This window comes from Achromobacter marplatensis (assembly GCF_002209535.1).
GTDB lineage: Bacteria > Pseudomonadota > Gammaproteobacteria > Burkholderiales > Burkholderiaceae_B > Achromobacter > Achromobacter marplatensis.
The window spans coordinates 738912-755966 of the sequence record NZ_NJIG01000002.1 but is presented as its reverse complement, the minus strand read 5'-3'; the positions used below and the strand labels follow the sequence as shown (position 1 = coordinate 755966).

12 protein-coding genes are annotated in these 17055 nt (G+C 65.0%); 4 read left to right on the top strand and 8 right to left on the bottom strand.

What is annotated here, in order from left to right; translation table 11 throughout:
* Positions 1-126: 126 nt before the first annotated feature.
* The 7 genes from CEY09_RS06965 to CEY09_RS06935 form a co-directional block, all read right to left on the bottom strand.
* Complete coding sequence (locus CEY09_RS06965) at positions 127-1086, bottom strand: FecR domain-containing protein (protein WP_088588037.1); 960 nt, start codon at positions 1084-1086, stop codon at positions 127-129.
* Positions 1079-1612 carry a sigma-70 family RNA polymerase sigma factor gene (locus tag CEY09_RS06960; protein WP_088588036.1) on the bottom strand — a complete coding sequence of 178 codons (534 nt, stop codon included), beginning with the start codon at positions 1610-1612 and terminating at the stop codon, positions 1079-1081. Before CEY09_RS06960 ends, CEY09_RS06965 begins: the two co-directional genes overlap by 8 nt.
* Before the next feature lie 111 nt (positions 1613-1723).
* On the bottom strand, positions 1724-2815 hold the full coding sequence (gene zapE / locus CEY09_RS06955) for a cell division protein ZapE (protein ID WP_088588035.1): 1092 nt from the start codon (positions 2813-2815) through the stop codon (positions 1724-1726).
* Between the two features lie 151 nt (positions 2816-2966).
* Positions 2967-4394 carry a dihydrolipoyl dehydrogenase gene (gene lpdA, locus CEY09_RS06950; protein WP_006223921.1) on the bottom strand — a complete coding sequence of 476 codons (1428 nt, stop codon included), beginning with the start codon at positions 4392-4394 and terminating at the stop codon, positions 2967-2969.
* 132 nt (positions 4395-4526) lie between these two features.
* Complete coding sequence (odhB, locus tag CEY09_RS06945) at positions 4527-5759, bottom strand: 2-oxoglutarate dehydrogenase complex dihydrolipoyllysine-residue succinyltransferase (RefSeq protein ID WP_006223920.1); 1233 nt, start codon at positions 5757-5759, stop codon at positions 4527-4529.
* Between the two features lie 102 nt (positions 5760-5861).
* Positions 5862-8729, bottom strand: coding sequence for a 2-oxoglutarate dehydrogenase E1 component (locus tag CEY09_RS06940; protein ID WP_006223919.1), 2868 nt, complete (start codon positions 8727-8729; stop codon positions 5862-5864).
* 327 nt (positions 8730-9056) lie between these two features.
* The gene (locus CEY09_RS06935) at positions 9057-9527 is read right to left on the bottom strand and encodes an Lrp/AsnC family transcriptional regulator (protein WP_088588034.1); all 471 of its coding nucleotides are present in this window, start codon (positions 9525-9527) and stop codon (positions 9057-9059) included.
* 192 nt (positions 9528-9719) lie between these two features.
* Here CEY09_RS06935 and CEY09_RS06930 point away from each other — a divergent pair, with 192 nt between their 5' ends.
* The 4 genes from CEY09_RS06930 to CEY09_RS06915 all read left to right on the top strand — a co-directional run bounded on the left by CEY09_RS06930 (position 9720) and on the right by CEY09_RS06915 (position 14852).
* Positions 9720-10736 carry a 1-aminocyclopropane-1-carboxylate deaminase gene (locus CEY09_RS06930; protein WP_088588033.1) on the top strand — a complete coding sequence of 339 codons (1017 nt, stop codon included), beginning with the start codon at positions 9720-9722 and terminating at the stop codon, positions 10734-10736.
* A gap of 209 nt (positions 10737-10945) precedes the next feature.
* Entirely contained in the window at positions 10946-11890 is a 945-nt protein-coding gene (gene puuE, locus CEY09_RS06925; RefSeq protein ID WP_088588063.1) for an allantoinase PuuE, read from the top strand.
* 11 nt (positions 11891-11901) lie between these two features.
* Positions 11902-13626 carry a hydantoinase/carbamoylase family amidase gene (locus CEY09_RS06920; RefSeq protein WP_088588062.1) on the top strand — a complete coding sequence of 575 codons (1725 nt, stop codon included), beginning with the start codon at positions 11902-11904 and terminating at the stop codon, positions 13624-13626.
* On the top strand, positions 13623-14852 hold the full coding sequence (locus CEY09_RS06915; RefSeq protein WP_088588032.1) for a M20 family metallopeptidase: 1230 nt from the start codon (positions 13623-13625) through the stop codon (positions 14850-14852). The genes CEY09_RS06920 and CEY09_RS06915 overlap by 4 nt, the downstream gene beginning before the upstream one ends.
* 66 nt (positions 14853-14918) lie before the next feature.
* On the opposite strand, the gene CEY09_RS06910 is transcribed toward CEY09_RS06915, so the two are convergent.
* Complete coding sequence (locus CEY09_RS06910) at positions 14919-16973, bottom strand: OPT family oligopeptide transporter (RefSeq protein ID WP_088588031.1); 2055 nt, start codon at positions 16971-16973, stop codon at positions 14919-14921.
* Between the last annotated feature and the right edge of the window lie 82 nt (positions 16974-17055).

Below are 17055 nucleotides of genomic sequence, written 5' to 3'. Positions count from 1 at the left end.
CCCCCCACGCTGCGCACGCTTCGCGTGCTTGCTGCCCCCCGAGGGGGCTGCCCCGCCTTGGGGCGGCCCGGCGGCGGGGCGGCTATTTTTCTGTAGATTGCGGCTTTCTTCTGAAAGGCGGTGGCGTCAGGTTTGACGGGGGCCGACCTGCAGCCAGTACTGCGTGTGCCGCGTCACCAAAATCGGCAGCGCAGGCTCCAACGCCTTTAATGCGCGCTCGGCGTCGTCCAGCGGGAATACGCCGGACAGCCTCAGGTCCGCCACGGCCGGATCCACGCGGATCACCCCTACGCGCTGGCGGGCCAGGTACTCGGCGAAGTCATCCAGGCGCCAGTCCTTGGCCACCACCAGGCCGTCCACCCAGGCCAGGCGATCCGGGTCGGACGCGTGGCGGCCGATCTGGCCGCCGTCCGCAAAGGCCAGGCGTTCGCCGGCGGACGCATGCGTCCATACGCCATCGCGCAGCAAGGCGACGCTGCCTTCGTATACGCCCAGGCGCGAACCTTCGTCGGTGCGACGCAGATCGAACCGGGCCTGTTCCGCGTGGAGTTCGCCGTAGCCGGTGTCTACGCGCAACGCGCCGATACCTGGGCGCGCTACGGTGTGCACCAGCATCTCGCCGCGAAGCAGGTCGATGCCGCGCGCCTGTGCGGTCAGATGCAGGCGCACCGCGCTGTCACTGTTCAGGGTGATGTTCAAGCCCTCGGCCAACGCTACGGTGCGGCGCTCTCCCACGCTTGTGCTCAGGTCGGCCGCCAGACGCTGCCAGGGCGTGTGCCGGTAACCGGCCCAACCCGTGGCCGCCAGCCCGGTTAATGCCAGCAGGCCGCGCAAGACGGTGCGGCGTCCGGGCGACCGAGGCGCATTCAAGGCGGCATGGGCCAACGCCGGCGGCACCCGGCGCGCATCGCGGCTGATGGCCTGCAATCGGTCCCAGGCCTGCCGGTGCGCGGCGTCCGCTTCCAGCCAGGCGTGACAGGATTCCCGGTCGTGCGCGTCGGCCAGGCCGGATTGCAGCTTGGCCCACCAGGTGATGGCCTGGCGCACGACCGGGTCCGGCGGCATGCCGCGCGCGGCGTCACTCATAGAACGCCACGTAGCACGCGGACATCGCGCGCACCATGTACTGTTGAACGGAACTCAAGGACACGCCCAGGCGCTGGGCGATTTCGGGATAGGTCAGGCCATCCAGCTGCGACAGCAGGAAGGCCGATCGCGCCTTGGGGGGCAGGCCATCCAGCAAGCGGTCCAGTTGCATCAACGATTGCAGTTGCTCGGCCTGCGCCTCGGGGGACGGCGCATAGGCTTCAGGCACCGTGGCCAGATAGGCCAGGTAGGCATACTCCAGCGCGGCATGGCGGTGGTGGTCCACCACCAGCCCCTTGGCGATCGTGGTCAGCAAGGCGCGGGCTTCGTTCACGCGCACCGCCTTGCGTCCCTGGATCACCCGCACGAAGACATCCTGCGCCAGATCCTCGGCGCGGTGCTCGCATCCCAGCTTGCGGCGCAGCCACCCGAACAGCCAGGAGCGGTGGTCGCGGTACAAGCCATCGACGGGCGCGATGGCAGTGTCGGCGCACGGGATCGATGCGGGGAGATAGGGGGAGGACACGATTGAGACGGCGGTACGGGACCAGAAGTCTCAAAATCTTAATTGATAATGACTTGCGTTACCAATCCTATGTCCGTCCGGCCCCTGCAACAGGGGCCAGATGCGGCATAACTACAACGTCACGGTCAGCCGGCGTTCCGATTCCAGGTATTCGCGCGACTGCATTTCAAGGATGCGCGACACCGTGCGGTGGAACTCGTTGGCCAGCGCGCCTTCCGTATAGATGACTTCGGGCTCGCATTCGGCCGACATGATGAGCTTGACCCGATGGTCATAGAACACGTCGATCAGCCACGTGAAGCGGCGCGCCTCGGACGCCTGGCGCGGCCCCATCTTGGGCACGCCGGACAGGATCACGGCATGGAACCGGTTCGCCAGCTCCAGGTAGTCGTTCTGCGAACGGGGGCCGCCACAGAGGGTCGCGAAATCGAACCACACGACCGATCCCGCCAGCGCCAGCGCGCGGATCTCGCGATGCTCGATGTGCAGCAGGGGTTCCTGCGGCGGGGTGTCCGCCAGGCTGTCGAACGCCTTCTGCAACGCGGCTTGCGCATGTTCGTCCAGCGGCGTGTGATAGCACTGCACCTGCTCCAGCGAGCGGCGGCGGTAGTCAATGCCGGCGTCCACGTTCATCACGTCCATGCGCGACTGGATCAACGCGATGGCGGGCAACACGCGGTCGCGGTGCAGGCCGTCCGTGTACAGCGTGGACGGCTCGTAGTTGGACGTCATCACGAACGACGTGCCGTACTCGAACAGCTTGAGCAACAGGCGGTGCAGGATCATCGCGTCGGCCACATCCGACACGTGGAATTCGTCGAAGCAGATCAGGCGGTAGCGCTTGGCGACCCGCTTGGCCACTTCGTCCAGCGGATCCTGCATGCCTTTGACTTCTTCCAGTTCGCGGTGGACGCCGCGCATGAACTCGTGGAAGTGCAGTCGCGTCTTGCGCACGACCGGCACGGTGGCATAGAACGCGTCCATCAGGAAGCTCTTGCCCCGCCCCACTCCGCCCCACAGGTACACGCCGCGCGGCACGTCAGGCCGGTTCAGCAGCTTCTTCAGCGCGTTCGAGCGCATCGACTTGAACTTGAGCCATTCGTCGTAGTAGCGCTGCAAGCGGTCGATCGCCAGCTTCTGGGCGGCATCGGGCTCGTAGCCTCGCTCGGCCAATGCCTGTTCGTAGTATTCGCGGACGTTCATGTGGATCGGATAACCTTGACTTGGCCCCCACGCTGCGCATGCCTGGCATGCTTGCTGCCCCAAAGGGGCGCTCTTCTCTTGGGTCGGCCCGGCGATAAAAAAAGGGCGGGTCCTGGAACCCGCCCCCTGTCTTGCTCAGGTCAAGCGTCGCTTAGAAGTTCAGCGCGCGCTTGTCCACGGCCAGAGCGGCTTCCTTCACGGCTTCCGACAAGGTCGGGTGCGCGTGGCAGATGCGGGCGATGTCTTCGGCGGCGCCGCGGAATTCCATGATGGTCACGGCTTCCGAGATCAGTTCCGAAGCCATCGGGCCCACGATGTGCACGCCCAGGACTTCGTCGGTCTTGGCGTCGGCGATAACCTTGGCAAAGCCGGTCGTGTCGCCCAGCGCGCGGGCGCGGCCGTTGGCCAGGAACGGGAAGCTGCCGGCCTTGTACTCGCGGCCTTCGGCCTTGAGTTGCTGTTCGGTCTTGCCCACCCAGGCGATTTCCGGCGACGTGTAGATGACCCACGGCACGGTGTCGAAGTTGACGTGGCCATGTTGGCCGGAGATGCGCTCAGCAACCGCCACGCCTTCTTCTTCGGCCTTGTGCGCCAGCATCGGGCCGCGCACGACGTCACCCACTGCCCAGACGTTCGGCAGGTTGGTCTTGCAGTCGGCGTCCACGGCCACGAAGCCGCGTTCATCCAGCTTCAAGCCCACGGCGTCGGCGTTCAGGCCGCCGGTGTAGGGCACGCGGCCGATCGAGACGATCAGCTTGTCCACCACCAGCTTCTGCTCGGCGCCCTTGGCGTCGACGTAGGGCACAGTCACCGACTTGGCGGTGGCCTTGATCTCGCCGATCTTCACACCCATCTGGATGTTCAGGCCTTGCTTGGTGAAAGCCTTCAGGGCTTCCTTGGCCACCTGGCCGTCAGCGGCAGCCAGGAATTCCGGCATCGCTTCCAGGATGGTGACTTCGGAACCCAGGCGGCGCCACACGCTGCCCATTTCCAGGCCGATCACGCCAGCGCCGATCACACCCAGCGTCTTCGGCACGGCGCCGATGTTCAGCGCGCCGTCGTTGGACAGCACGACCTTTTCGTCGAACGGCAGGCCGGGCAGTTCACGCGCCGACGAGCCCGTGGCCACGACCACGTGCTTGGCAACCAGGTCTTCTTCCGTGGTGCCGGTGACCTTGATGGCCCAGCCGCCTTCCACTTGGCCGCTAAACGCGCCCTTGCCGTGGAAGAACGTGACCTTGTTCTTCTTGAACAAGTACAGGATGCCGTCGTTGTTCTGCTTGACCACCGTGTTCTTGCGGCCGATCAGCGTGTCGAGCTTCAGGCTGACGCCCTTGACTTCGATGCCGTGCTCGGCGAAGTGGTGGTTAGCTTGTTCGAAATGTTCGGACGATTGCAGCAGCGCCTTGGACGGGATGCAACCGACGTTGGTGCACGTGCCGCCAGGAGCCGGGCCGCCTTGGCCGTTCTGCCAGGCGTCGATGCAAGCGACCGACATGCCGAGTTGCGCTGCACGGATGGCGGCGATGTAGCCGCCAGGGCCTGCGCCGATCACGACGACGTCAAATTGTTTGGACATAGTGTTCTCGCGGGTGAGATGAGGGGTGGAACACGCCCCGCCCGACGCGGTGTTGCCGGAGGCCGGCTGAGAGCCGGCCGGGACGCCGCAGGCCCGAAGGCCGGGTGCGGCGCCACGCGCGGAGCATCGAGATTACAGGTCCAGCAACAGACGCTGCGGATCTTCCAGGGCGTCCTTCATGGCGACCAGGCCCAGCACGGCTTCGCGGCCGTCGATGATGCGGTGGTCGTAGGACAGCGCCAGGTAGTTCATCGGGCGGATGACGATCTGGCCGTTTTCGACAACGGCGCGATCCTTGGTGGCGTGCACGCCCAGGATGGCCGATTGCGGCGGGTTGATGATCGGGGTCGACAGCATCGAACCGAACACGCCACCGTTGGAGATCGAGAACGTGCCGCCGGTCATTTCTTCAATGCCCAGCTTGCCGTCAGCGGCGCGGCGGCCGAAGTCAGCGATGGTCTTTTCGATTTCAGCGATGGACAGCTGGTCGGCGTTGCGCAGGATCGGCACCACCAGGCCACGCGGGCTGCCGACAGCGATACCGATGTCGAAGTAGCCGTGATAGATGATGTCCTTGCCGTCGATCGACGCGTTGATCAGCGGGTACTTCTTCAGCGCGGCCACAGCGGCCTTGACGAAGAACGACATGAAACCCAGCTTGATGCCGTGTTCCTTTTCGAACTTGTCCTTGTACTTGCTGCGCAGATCGATGACCGCTTGCATGTTCACTTCGTTGAACGTGGTCAGGATCGCGTTTTCTTGCTGCGATTGCAGCAGCCGCTCGGCGATGCGGGCGCGCAGGCGGCTCATCGGCACGCGCTGTTCCGGACGGCCGTCCAGCGACAGCGTGGTCGGGGCGGGAGCGGCCGGGGCCTTAGCCGGCGCGGCCTTGGCGGCGGGAGCGCTGGCGGCCAGGGCGTCGCCCTTGGTCACGCGGCCGTCACGGCCGGTGCCGGCCACGGAAGCGGCATCAACGCCCTTCTCGGCCAGGATCTTGGAAGCGGCGGGCGATGCCACGCCAGCGGCGGCGGTCGAAGCCGGGGCAGCGGCGGCCGGAGCAGCAGCGGCTTGGGCAGCGGCCGGGGCGGCGGCAGCCGGAGCGGTCGCGGCGGCGGCGGCCTTGCCAGCGGTGTCGATGCGGGCCAGCACTTCGCCCGAGGTCACGGTGCTGCCATCGCCCTTGACGATTTCGGCCAGCACGCCCGAGGCGGGAGCCGGCACTTCCAGCACGACCTTGTCGGTTTCGACTTCGATCAGGATTTCGTCCGCTTCAACGGCAGCGCCCGGCTGCTTCTTCCAGGTCAGCAGGGTCGCTTCGGAGACGGATTCGGAAAGTTGGGGGACAACGACGTCGGTAATAGCCATTTTATTTGTTCCGTAAAGTTGTGTTCTGGTCACGCAGCGCGGCAAGGTTCGAAACGGGGTTCCAGAACGCTTGCCGCCCGCGGCGCGTGCATCAAGCCAGGGTTACTTCGTCAACATGACCTTGAACTTGGGCGCAAAGGCCGTTTCGATCAGGGCCTTCTGCTGCTCCTGGTGCTTGGCCAGGTAGCCCACGGCCGGCGATGCCGACGCGGCACGACCAGCGTAGCCCAGCTTTTGGCCTTCGACCATGTTCTCGTACACGTGATGCTGAACGTAGAACCAGGCGCCTTGGTTCTGCGGTTCGTCCTGAACCCAGATCACTTCGGTTGCCTTCGGGTACTTGCGCAGTTCCGTTTCGAACGACTTGTGTGCAAACGGGTACAGCTGTTCGACACGGACGATCGCGACGTTGTCGGCGCCACGCTCGCGGCGGGCGTTGACCAGGTCGTAGTACACCTTGCCCGAGCAAGCCAGCACGCGCTTGACCTTGCTGGCGTCAATGGTGTCGTCCACTTCGCCGATCACCGGCTGGAAGCTGCCACCGGCCAGATCGGTCAAGGGCGAACCTGCATCCTTGTTGCGCAGCAGCGACTTCGGCGTGAACAGCACCAGCGGCTTGCGGAACGGGCGGATCATCTGGCGGCGCAGAACGTGGAAGATCTGCGAGGCAGAGGTCGGCTGGACCACTTGCATGTTGTTGTCGGCGCACAGCTGCAGGAAGCGCTCGATGCGGCCCGAGGAGTGCTCGGGGCCCTGGCCTTCGTAGCCGTGCGGCAGCATCAGCGTCAGGCCCGACTGGCGGCCCCACTTGGCTTCGCCGGAGCTGATGAACTGGTCGATCACGACTTGGGCGCCGTTGACGAAGTCGCCAAACTGGCCTTCCCAGATGGTCAGCGTGTTCGGTTCAGCGCTGGAGTAGCCGTATTCAAAACCCAGCACCGCCTCTTCCGACAGCACGGAGTCGATGACGGTGAACGGCGCCTGGCCTTCCGACACGTTCTGCAGCGGAATGTAGGTGCCGTCGTTCCAGCGTTCGCGGTTCTGGTCGTGCAGCACGGCGTGGCGGTGCGTGAACGTGCCGCGGCCCGAGTCCTGGCCGGTGATGCGGATGGCGTAGCCCGAGGACACCAGGGTCGCGAAGGCGAGGTGTTCGCCCATGCCCCAGTCCAGGTTCATTTCGCCCTTGGCCATCGTGCGGCGGTCGTTCAGCAGCTTGGCGACCAGCGGGTGCACCGTGAAGCCTTCCGGAACCGTCGTGATGCGTTCGCCGATGCGCTTGAGTTCAGCCAGCGGCACGGCCGTGTCGGCCTGGTCGGTCCACTTGGCGCCCAGGAACGGCGACCAGTCGATCGCGTACTTGCTCTTGTAGTCGGTCAGCACCGGTTCGATGGTGCGCTGGCCGTCTTCCATCAGCTGGCGGTAGTCCTTCACCAGTTGATCGGCTTCGCCTTCAGCCAGCACGCCTTGCGTGGTCAGCTTGTCGGCGTACAGCTTGCGCGTGCCGGGGTGATGTCCGATGCGCTTGTACATCAGGGGCTGCGTCAGCGACGGGGTGTCTTGCTCGTTGTGGCCCAGCTTGCGGAAGCAAACGATGTCCACGACGATGTCGTGACGGAATTGCAGACGGTAGTCCAGCGCCAGCTTGGTGACGAACACCACGGCTTCGGGATCGTCGCCGTTGACGTGGAAAACCGGGGCTTCGATCATCTTGACCACGTCGGTGCAATACAGCGTCGAACGCGAGTCGCGCGGGTCAGACGTCGTGAAGCCGATCTGGTTGTTGATGACGATGTGCAGCGTGCCGCCCGTGCCGTAGCCGCGGGTCTGCGCCAGGTTCAGCGTTTCCATGACCACGCCCTGGCCGGCGAAAGCCGCGTCGCCGTGCACCAGCACAGGCAGCACTTGCTTGCCTTCGGCGTCGCCGCGGCGTTCCTGGCGGGCGCGTGCGCTGCCTTCGACCACGGGGTTGACGATTTCCAGGTGGGACGGGTTGAAGGCCAACGACAGGTGGACCGGACCGCCACGGGTGGACAGGTCGCTGGAGAAGCCGTTGTGGTACTTCACGTCGCCGTCGGTCAGGCCTTCGGCGTGCTTGCCTTCGAACTCGGCGAACAGGTCGCCAGGCATCTTGCCCATGATGTTCACGAGCAGGTTCAGGCGGCCGCGGTGGGCCATGCCGACCACGATTTCCTGGACGCCGTTTTCACCGGCGTGGTTCACCACTTCGTCCATCGAGGCGATGAAGCTTTCGCCGCCTTCCAGCGAGAAGCGCTTCTGGCCGACGTACTTGGTGTGCAGGAAGCGCTCGAGCCCTTCGGACTCGGTCAGCTGCTGCAGGATGTGGCGCTTTTCTTCGACCGAGTAGGCGGGCGCGCCCAGGGTGGTTTCCAGGCGTTCCTGGATCCAGCGCTTGGCGGCGGGGTCGGAGATGTGCGTGAATTCAGCACCGATGCTGCGGCAATACGTGTCGCGCAGCGCCTTCAGGATGTCGCGCAGCGTCATCGTGCTGGCGGTCGTGAAGTAGGTGTTGGTGGCCGAGTAGGTCTGGTCCAGATCGGCTTCGGTCAGGCCGTAGAAGGCGGGATCGAGTTCCGGGATCGGGGGACGTTCCTGGCGCTTGAGCGGATCCAGGTCGGCCCAGCGCGAACCCAGCGAGCGGTAGGCGGCAATCAGCGACTGCACCGAAACCTGCTTGCTGGCGACGCTCAGGTCGGGTTCGGCCGAGCGTTGCACGAAGGCATTGGCCTTGGCGCGCTGGGCAAACGATTCGACGATGGGAGCGTGGGCCTGGTCGCGAGTGGATTCCTGGCCGTCGGTTGCGGGAGCATGCTGCAGCTGGTCGAAATACTCGCGCCAGTTATCAGGTACCGAACCGGGATTGTCGAGGTAGGCTTCGTAAAGCTCCTCAACATAAGGGGCGTTACCCCCAAAGAGATAAGACGTGGATAGAGATTCTATTTCCGAAGACATATCGCTTCACCTTTACGAGTGCTTCACTCGACACGATGCAGGAAAACCTTCCGCAGCACGGGCTTCCCGTTAAGCGGATCGCAGGGGCAGAAGGCGCGTACAAGCCTTGATAGCCGTATGGTTGAAAGTATAACCCTTTGAGTTTATGGGCGTCTTCTTGCGTTTCTGTGACGCAAAAGCCGAATCGGAATGTCTGCATGCGGCTTTGGAATGTCCGTCGAACGCCTGCAATCCAGCCGTCTACACGCCATCAAATTCCGTCAATCGAAAATGCCGCAGCGCGTCATTTTCAGGCACTCCAAACCAGAGTGTTGCGCAATAGCCGCGTCATACCGGCAGCGAGGTCGTGGACAGGATCTCTTTCAACACGAAAAAGGTGCGGATCTGGCGTACGCCGGGCAGCTTGATGATCTCGCCCGCATGCAGCTTGTTGAAGCGTTCCAGATCACGTATGCGCAACATCAGGAAGTAGTCGAATTCACCCGCCACTAGATGGCACTCCAGGCAGCCGCTGATGCCGCGCGCGGCTTCCTCGAAATCGGTGAAGGACTCGGGCGTGGAACGGTCCAGTACCACGCCCACGATGACCAGCGTGGCCATGTCCACCTCTGCCGGTTCCAGCAGCGCGACCGTCTTCTTGATCACGCCTTCGGCCTTGAGCTTTTCCACGCGGCGCAGGCAGGCGGCGGGACTCAGGTGCACGCGCGCGCTCAGGTCAAGGTTCGTGATCTGCGCGTCGTCCTGCAGCACGCGCAGGATGTGGCGGTCGATGCGGTCCAGGCCCGAGGCGACGCTCATTTGGTATGTCCCTGAAAATTTAATTTCGTTGTTGTTTTTATATTCGAAATATTGAATTCCCAACAACCATTATTAATAACTTTAAAAACGAAAAATTGACAAATAACGCAATTGACCGCAAATCCCGGCGATTCCTATGATTTCTCCATCCGCGCCACCCGCCCGGCCCGGACCTTTTTCCCAGGAGTCCGCATGGATCTGCAACGATTTCCCCGCCACCGCCTGACCTTCGGCGACACCCCCATTGAAAAGCTCGACCGGCTGTCCGCCCACCTGGGCGGCAAGGTCGATATCTACGCCAAGCGCGAAGACTGCAACAGCGGCCTGGCCTTCGGCGGCAACAAGCTGCGCAAGCTGGAATACCTGATCCCGCAAGCGCTCGAGCAAGGCTGCGACACGCTGGTGACCATCGGCGGCATCCAGTCCAACCACACCCGCATGGTGGCCGCCGTGGCCGCCAAACTGGGACTGGCCTGCGTGCTGGTCCAGGAAAACTGGGTGGACTATTCGGACGCGGTCTATGACCGCGTCGGCAACATCATGATGAGCCGCCTGATGGGCGCCGACGTGCGGCTGGTGGACCAGGGCTTCGACATCGGCTTTCGACGCAGTTGGGAAGAAGCGCTGGAAGACGTGAGAAAGCGCGGCGGCAAGCCCTACGCCATTCCTGCGGGCGCCTCCGACCATGAACTGGGCGGCCTGGGGTACGTGGGTTTTGCCGAAGAGGTGCGGCGCCAGGAAGCCGAGCTGGGGTTCAAGTTCGATTACATCGTCGTGTGCGCCGTCACCGGCAGCACCCAGGCCGGCATGGTGGTGGGCTTTGCCGCCGACGGGCGCGCCGACCGCGTCATTGGCATCGACGCTTCTGGCACGCCTGAGCAGACGCGTGCGCAGATCCTGCGCATCGCGCGCCGCACCGCGGATCTGGTTGGGCTGGAGACAGGCATCACCGACCGCGACGTGGTGCTGGACACGCGTTATGCCTACCCCGCCTACGGCCTGCCCTCCGCCGAAACCAACGACGCCATCCGCACCTGCGCGCGGCTGGAAGGCATGATGACCGACCCGGTCTACGAAGGGAAATCCATGCAGGGGATGATGGACATCATCCGCCGCGGCGAAATACCGGCGGGATCGAAGGTCCTGTATGCGCACCTGGGAGGGGTGCCGGCGATCAACGCCTACAGCTTTCTCTACCGCAACGGCTGAGGCCGGCTTCGGGGCCATGGGCTGGCCCGCAGGTGATCTGCGTTAAAGGATGCCGGCGTGCGTGGGCCGTACGCCGGCATTAGCGTTTTCCTCAGTGATGTACATAAATTGTATACAGAGGCTTGCTTTCCCGCTATTGTTTAGCCGAACATGACGCGATCGCCCTGCGGCGCCCGCTTGTCGAATCCGGCCCCTTGCCCGCCTCCTTCATGCATACCTACGACTCCACGCTTGCCTATCCCCGCGACCTGATCGGCTACGGCCGGAATCCGCCACACGCCCAATGGCCCGGCCGCGCACGCATCGCCGTGCAATTCGTGCTGAATTACGAAGAAGGCGGCGAGAACAGCGTGCTGCACGGCGACGCCGGGTCTGAACAGTTCCTGTCCGAAATGTTCAATCCCGCCAGCTACCCCGATCGCCACCTCAGCATGGAAGGCATCTATGAATACGGATCGCGCGCGGGCGTCTGGCGCATCCTGCGGGAATTCGAAAAGCGGCAGCTGCCGCTGACGGTCTTTGGCGTCGGCATGGCGTTGCAGCGCCACCCCGAGCTGACCGCGGCATTCGTCGAACTCGGCCACGAGATCGCATGCCACGGCTGGCGCTGGGTGCACTACCAGAACGTAGACGAAGCCACCGAGCGCGAACACATGCGCCTGGGCATGGACGCCATCACCCGCCTTACCGGCACCCGCCCCCTGGGCTGGTACACGGGGCGCGACAGCCCGCGCACCCGCCGCCTGGTGGCCGACGACGGCGGCTTCGAGTACGACAGCGACTACTACGGCGACGACCTGCCCTTCTGGATGCAGGTGCAAAAAACCGACGGCAGCGTCGTGCCGCAACTGATCGTGCCTTACACGCTGGACTGCAACGACATGCGTTTCGCCTTGCCGCAAGGCTATTCGCACGCCGATCCGTTCTTCCAATACCTGAAAGACAGCTTCGACGTGCTCTACGCCGAAGGCGAGGACTCGCCCAAGATGCTCAGCATCGGCATGCACTGCCGCCTGCTGGGGCGTCCGGGGCGCGTCACCGCGCTGCAACGTTTCCTGGACCACATCGCCAGCCATGACCGCGTATGGGTGTGCCGCCGGCTGGACATCGCCCGCCACTGGAAGGCCACGCATCCCTATCTTCCGAATCGCTAAGGGTAATGACCATGGTTTCAACCCTGGAACAACTTAACGCTGCCACCTACGACGATGCTGCGGCCATGCTCGACGGCCTGTATGCGCAGTCGCCATGGATCGCCCGCCAGGCATTGCGGGCGCGCCCCTTCCGATCGGTGGCGCAATTGCAGCACCAGTTGCGCCACGTCGTCGACAGCGCGGATGCCGACACCCGGCTTGCGCTGATCCGCGCCCAGCCGGAACTGTCGGACGTGACCGATTTCACTCCCGACGCGCTGACGCGCCTTCAGCAGCTGCGCGCGCATTACACCGACCGCTTCGGTTTTCCGTTCGTCCTGGCCGGGCGCGACCCGCGCGGCGTCCCGCTCACTCCCCAGCAGATCATCGACGAACTGGTGCGCCGCCTGGACAACCCGGCGGACGTTGAACACCAGGAAGCGCTGCGCAGCATTCACCGCATGGCCGAAATCCGGTTGGGCGGCGACTTCGGCATCGATCTCTCGACAGGCAACGACATCTGGGACTGGCACGAAGCGCTCAGCCAGCACAGCGATCCCGGCTACGCCGAAAAGGGCCAGCTCACCGTCACGTACCTGACCGACGCCCACCGCGCCTGCGCCCAGCGCATCTCGCAAGGGATGCGCGATTGCGGTTTCGACGAGGTCGACATCGACGCGGTCGGCAACGTGGTCGGCCGCTACCACGCGGACCGTGCCGACGCCCCCACGCTGATGACGGGCAGCCATTTCGACACTGTGCGCAATGGCGGCAAATACGACGGCCGGCTGGGCATCTTCGTGCCGATGGCGTGCGTGCGCGAATTGCACCGTCAGGGCAGGCGCCTGCCCTACCACCTGGAGGTAATTGGCTTTGCCGAAGAGGAAGGCCAGCGTTACCGCGCCACCTTCCTGGGTTCGGGCGCGCTGATCGGCGATTTCAAGCCTGAATGGCTGGACCAGAAAGACGCCCAGGGCATCACCATGCGCGAGGCCATGCAGCACGCCGGCCTGCGCATCGACGACATTCCGACGTTGCGCCGCGATGCCTCCCGCTATCTGGGCTTTATCGAAGTGCATATCGAACAGGGGCCGGTGCTGTTCGAAATGGGCTTGCCGCTGGGCATCGTCACGTCCATCAACGGCAGCGTGCGCTACATGGTGCAGATATTCGGCATGGCCTGCCATGCCGGCACCACGCCGATGGACCGGCGCCGCGACGCCGCCACGGCCACGGCCGAACTGGCGCTGTACGTCGAACGGCGCGCAGCCCAGGACGGCGACTCCGTGGGCACGATCGGGATGCTTGAAGTGCCGAACGGTTCGATCAACGTCGTGCCGGGCGAATGCCGCTTCAGCCTGGACTTGCGCGCCCCCAGCGACCCGCAACGCGATGCGCTGGTCAACGACGTGCTGGCCGAGCTGGCGGCCATCTGCCAGCGGCGCGGCTTGCGCTACACCCTGGAAGAAACAATGCGCGCCGCCGCCGCCCCCAGCGACCCCGCGTGGCAACTGCGCTGGGAACGCGCGGTCGACGCGCTGGGCCTCCCCCTCTACCGCATGCCAAGCGGCGCGGGCCACGACGCGATGAAGCTGCACGAGGTCATGCCGCAAGCCATGCTGTTTGTGCGCGGCCAGAACGCCGGCATCAGCCACAACCCCCGTGAATCCACCACCAGCGACGACATCCAGCTTGCCGCGTTTGCCATGCAACGCCTGCTGGACGACCTTGCCAACGACTCCTCACCTGCAAAATGACCGACTACGACCGCTTGGACGCCTGGGTTGATGCCCACTTTGACGAGGAAGTCCGCTTCCTGCAGTCGCTGGTGCGCGTCCCCACCGACACGCCGCCCGGCAACAATGCGCCGCACGCGGCGCGCACCGCCGAACTGCTACAAGACTTTGGCTTTGACGCCGAAGCGCATCCGGTACCGGCGGACGCGGTGCAGGACTACGGCCTGGAATCCATCACCAACCTGATCGTGCGGCGCGAGTACGGCCCCGGCCGCCGCATCGCGCTCAATGCCCATGGCGACGTGGTGCCCCCGGGCGACGGCTGGCAGCACGACCCTTATGGCGGCGAAATCGAAGACGGCAGCCTCTACGGCCGCGCATCGGCCGTCAGCAAGAGCGACTTCGCCAGCTTCACGTTCGCGGTGCGCGCGCTGGAAGCCGTGGCCAAGCCCAGCCATGGCGCGGTCGAGCTGCACTTCACGTATGACGAAGAGTTCGGCGGGCTGCTCGGGCCGGGCTGGCTGCTGGCCCAGGGCCTCACCAAGCCCGACCTGCTGATCGCCGCGGGCTTCAGCTACGAAGTGGTGACGGCGCACAACGGCTGCCTGCAAATGGAAGTGACCGTGCACGGCAAGATGGCGCATGCCGCCATTCCGGCCAGCGGCGTGGACGCGCTGCAAGGCGCGGTCAAGATCCTGAACGCGTTGTATGCGCAGAACGCGCGGTACCAGCAAGTGACATCCGACGTTCCGGGCATCACGCACCCCTATCTGAATGTCGGACGCATCGAAGGCGGCACCAACACCAACGTGGTGCCCGGCAAGGTCAGCTTCAAGCTGGACCGCCGCATGATCCCGGAAGAAAACGCCGCCGAAGTCGAGGCAGACATCCGCCGGATCATCCAGGAAGCCGCGGCCTCATACCCAGGCATCACGGTCGAGATCAAGCGCTTGTTGCTGGCCAGCTCGATGCGCCCCCTGCCCGGCAATGAACCGCTGGTCAGCGCCATCCAGAAGCACGGGGAAGCCCTCTTCGGCGAACCCATCCCTGCCATGGGCACCCCGTTGTACACCGACGTGCGCCTGTATGCCGAAGCCGGCATTCCTGGCGTGATCTACGGCGCCGGCCCGCGCACGGTGCTGGAATCGCACGCCAAGCGCAATGATGAACGCGTGGTGCTGGAAGATCTGCGCCGCGCGACGAAAGTCATTGCGCGCACGCTGTCCGATCTGCTCAAGCCGGCCTGATCCGCCTGCACGCATCAGTCCGGGACGGCAGGCGGTCGATGACCGCCCGGCCGCCCCGGGCCAGCACTAAGCCAGGCGCATCACCCGGCGCCAGAACAGCACGGCCACCAGCACGAACGCGGCCAGCCCCAGGTAGGAGGCGATCTCCGCGAAGCCCGGGCCGGTAAGCGCCAACGGCGCGTCCGAACCGCTGGCGCCAATCACCGCGGCCATCAGCACGCCCACCAAGCTTTCGCCCACGATCAGGCCAGACGCAATCAGCACGCCGCGCCGATTGGGCGCATCCGCGAATTGCTCATAGGGCTTGCCGGCGGCTGCGGCGCGGCGCCGCAACGCCCGTTCCAGCAGCCATGCCAGCACGGCGCCGGCCACGATGGGCGCGGCCACCGTCGGCGGCAGATAGATGCCGATCCCCACCGCCAGCACCGGAATCCGGGCCACACGGCACGTGCGCTTGAAGATCTCGTCCACCACGATCAGGCCCACGCCCACGGCCATGCCGATCAGGATCATGGTCCAGTTCAACTGATGGGTGAAGATGCCACGTGCAATCGCCAGCATCAGCGTGGCCTGCGGGGCGGACAGCGCCTGGGCCGGGTCCATGCCGTCGCGCGGCATCGCATCCGCGAAACCGTAGGCGTTGTACAAGAGTTCCAGCACCGGCGAGATCACCGCCGCGCCTACCACGCAGCCGATCAATAGCGCCACCTGCTGGCGCCACGGCGTGGCACCCACCAGCCAGCCCGTCTTCAGATCCTGCAGGTTGTCGTTCGAGATCGACGCCACGGCCACCACCGCCGACGTGCTGAAGATCGACAGCGCGATCGCCATCTGCACGCCGTTCTGCACGCCCAGCAATTCCCCGCCCAAGGCCAGCATCAGCAGCGACACCAGCACGATGGCCACGATGCCCACGCCCGAGATCGGGCTGGTCGACGAGCCCACCAGGCCCGCCATGTAGCCGCAGGCCGCCGCCACCAGAAAGCCGAACACGAAGGCAAACAGCACGGCGTAGGCCACCAGTTTCCAGATGGCGCCGGCCGACAGCGGCGCGCCCGACAGGAACACCTGGAAGGTGATCACCAGGATCGCCACCAGCACCAGCGTCACGACCGAAATCCAGCCGGCCGACAGGTCGCGCTCGGTACGCGGCGCCTGGCCGGCCCGGGCGGCGCCCGCCTTCGTCAATGCCGAAAACGACGCCTTGACACCGCGCGCCATCGGCATGAACAGGGTCGCCAGCGTCCAGATTGCGCCCACGCCGATCACGCCGGCCCCGATGAAACGCACCTGCGACGACCACAGCCCGGTGGCGTATTGCGCCAGCGTCTGCCCGGCGGGCATGTCGCCCATGGCCGTCAGGACAGGAACCGCGATGCCCCACGAAATGATCAGGCCCGTCAACATGGCCAGGCCCGCGACGATGCCGATGAGGTAACCCGCACCCAGGAGCGCCAGCGAAAAGCCCATCGGCAGGCGGAACACCGCGCCGCCCAGGGCGAACCAGCCGCTCACGCCGTCGCCCAGCACGCGCAGGCCGCTGGCGGCAAAGCTGACCACTGCGGCCACGACGCCGCCGGTCACGATGTCGCCCATGCCGGTTGCAGCAGGCTTGGCATCGGACTTCCCCGACGACTCGTCGGCGGCGTCTTGCGCGCGTTCGGCGCTGCCCACCCGCAGGATCTCGGCCGCCGCCACGCCTTCGGGGTACGGCAGGTCGCTTTGCACCACCATCACGTGGCGCAGCGGGATGGTGAACATCACGCCCAGCATGCCGCCGGCCGCGCAGATGCCCAGCGTCTGCCAGAACGGGAAGCCTTGCCAATGCCCCATCATGACCAGCGCGGGCAGGATGAAGATGATGGAAGACAGCGTGCCGGCCGCCGAGGCCTGCGTCTGCACCATGTTGTTTTCAAGGATGTTGGCGTCCTTGAACAGGCGCAGCACCGACATCGAAATCACCGCGGCGGGAATGGCGGACGAGAACGTCAGGCCGACCTTCAGCCCCAGGAAGACGTTGGAGGCCGTGAAGATCACGGTGATCAGGGCGCCGAGCAAGACGCCGCGGAACGTCAGTTCCGGAAGGGTGACGTTTGCCGGGACGCTGACGGGTTGTGTCATTGAAGTCTCCCGATGGGAATTTCGCTAAACCGCGCATTCTAGCGCCTCGGCGTCCACCCAGTGGTCACCACGCGTAAACGCC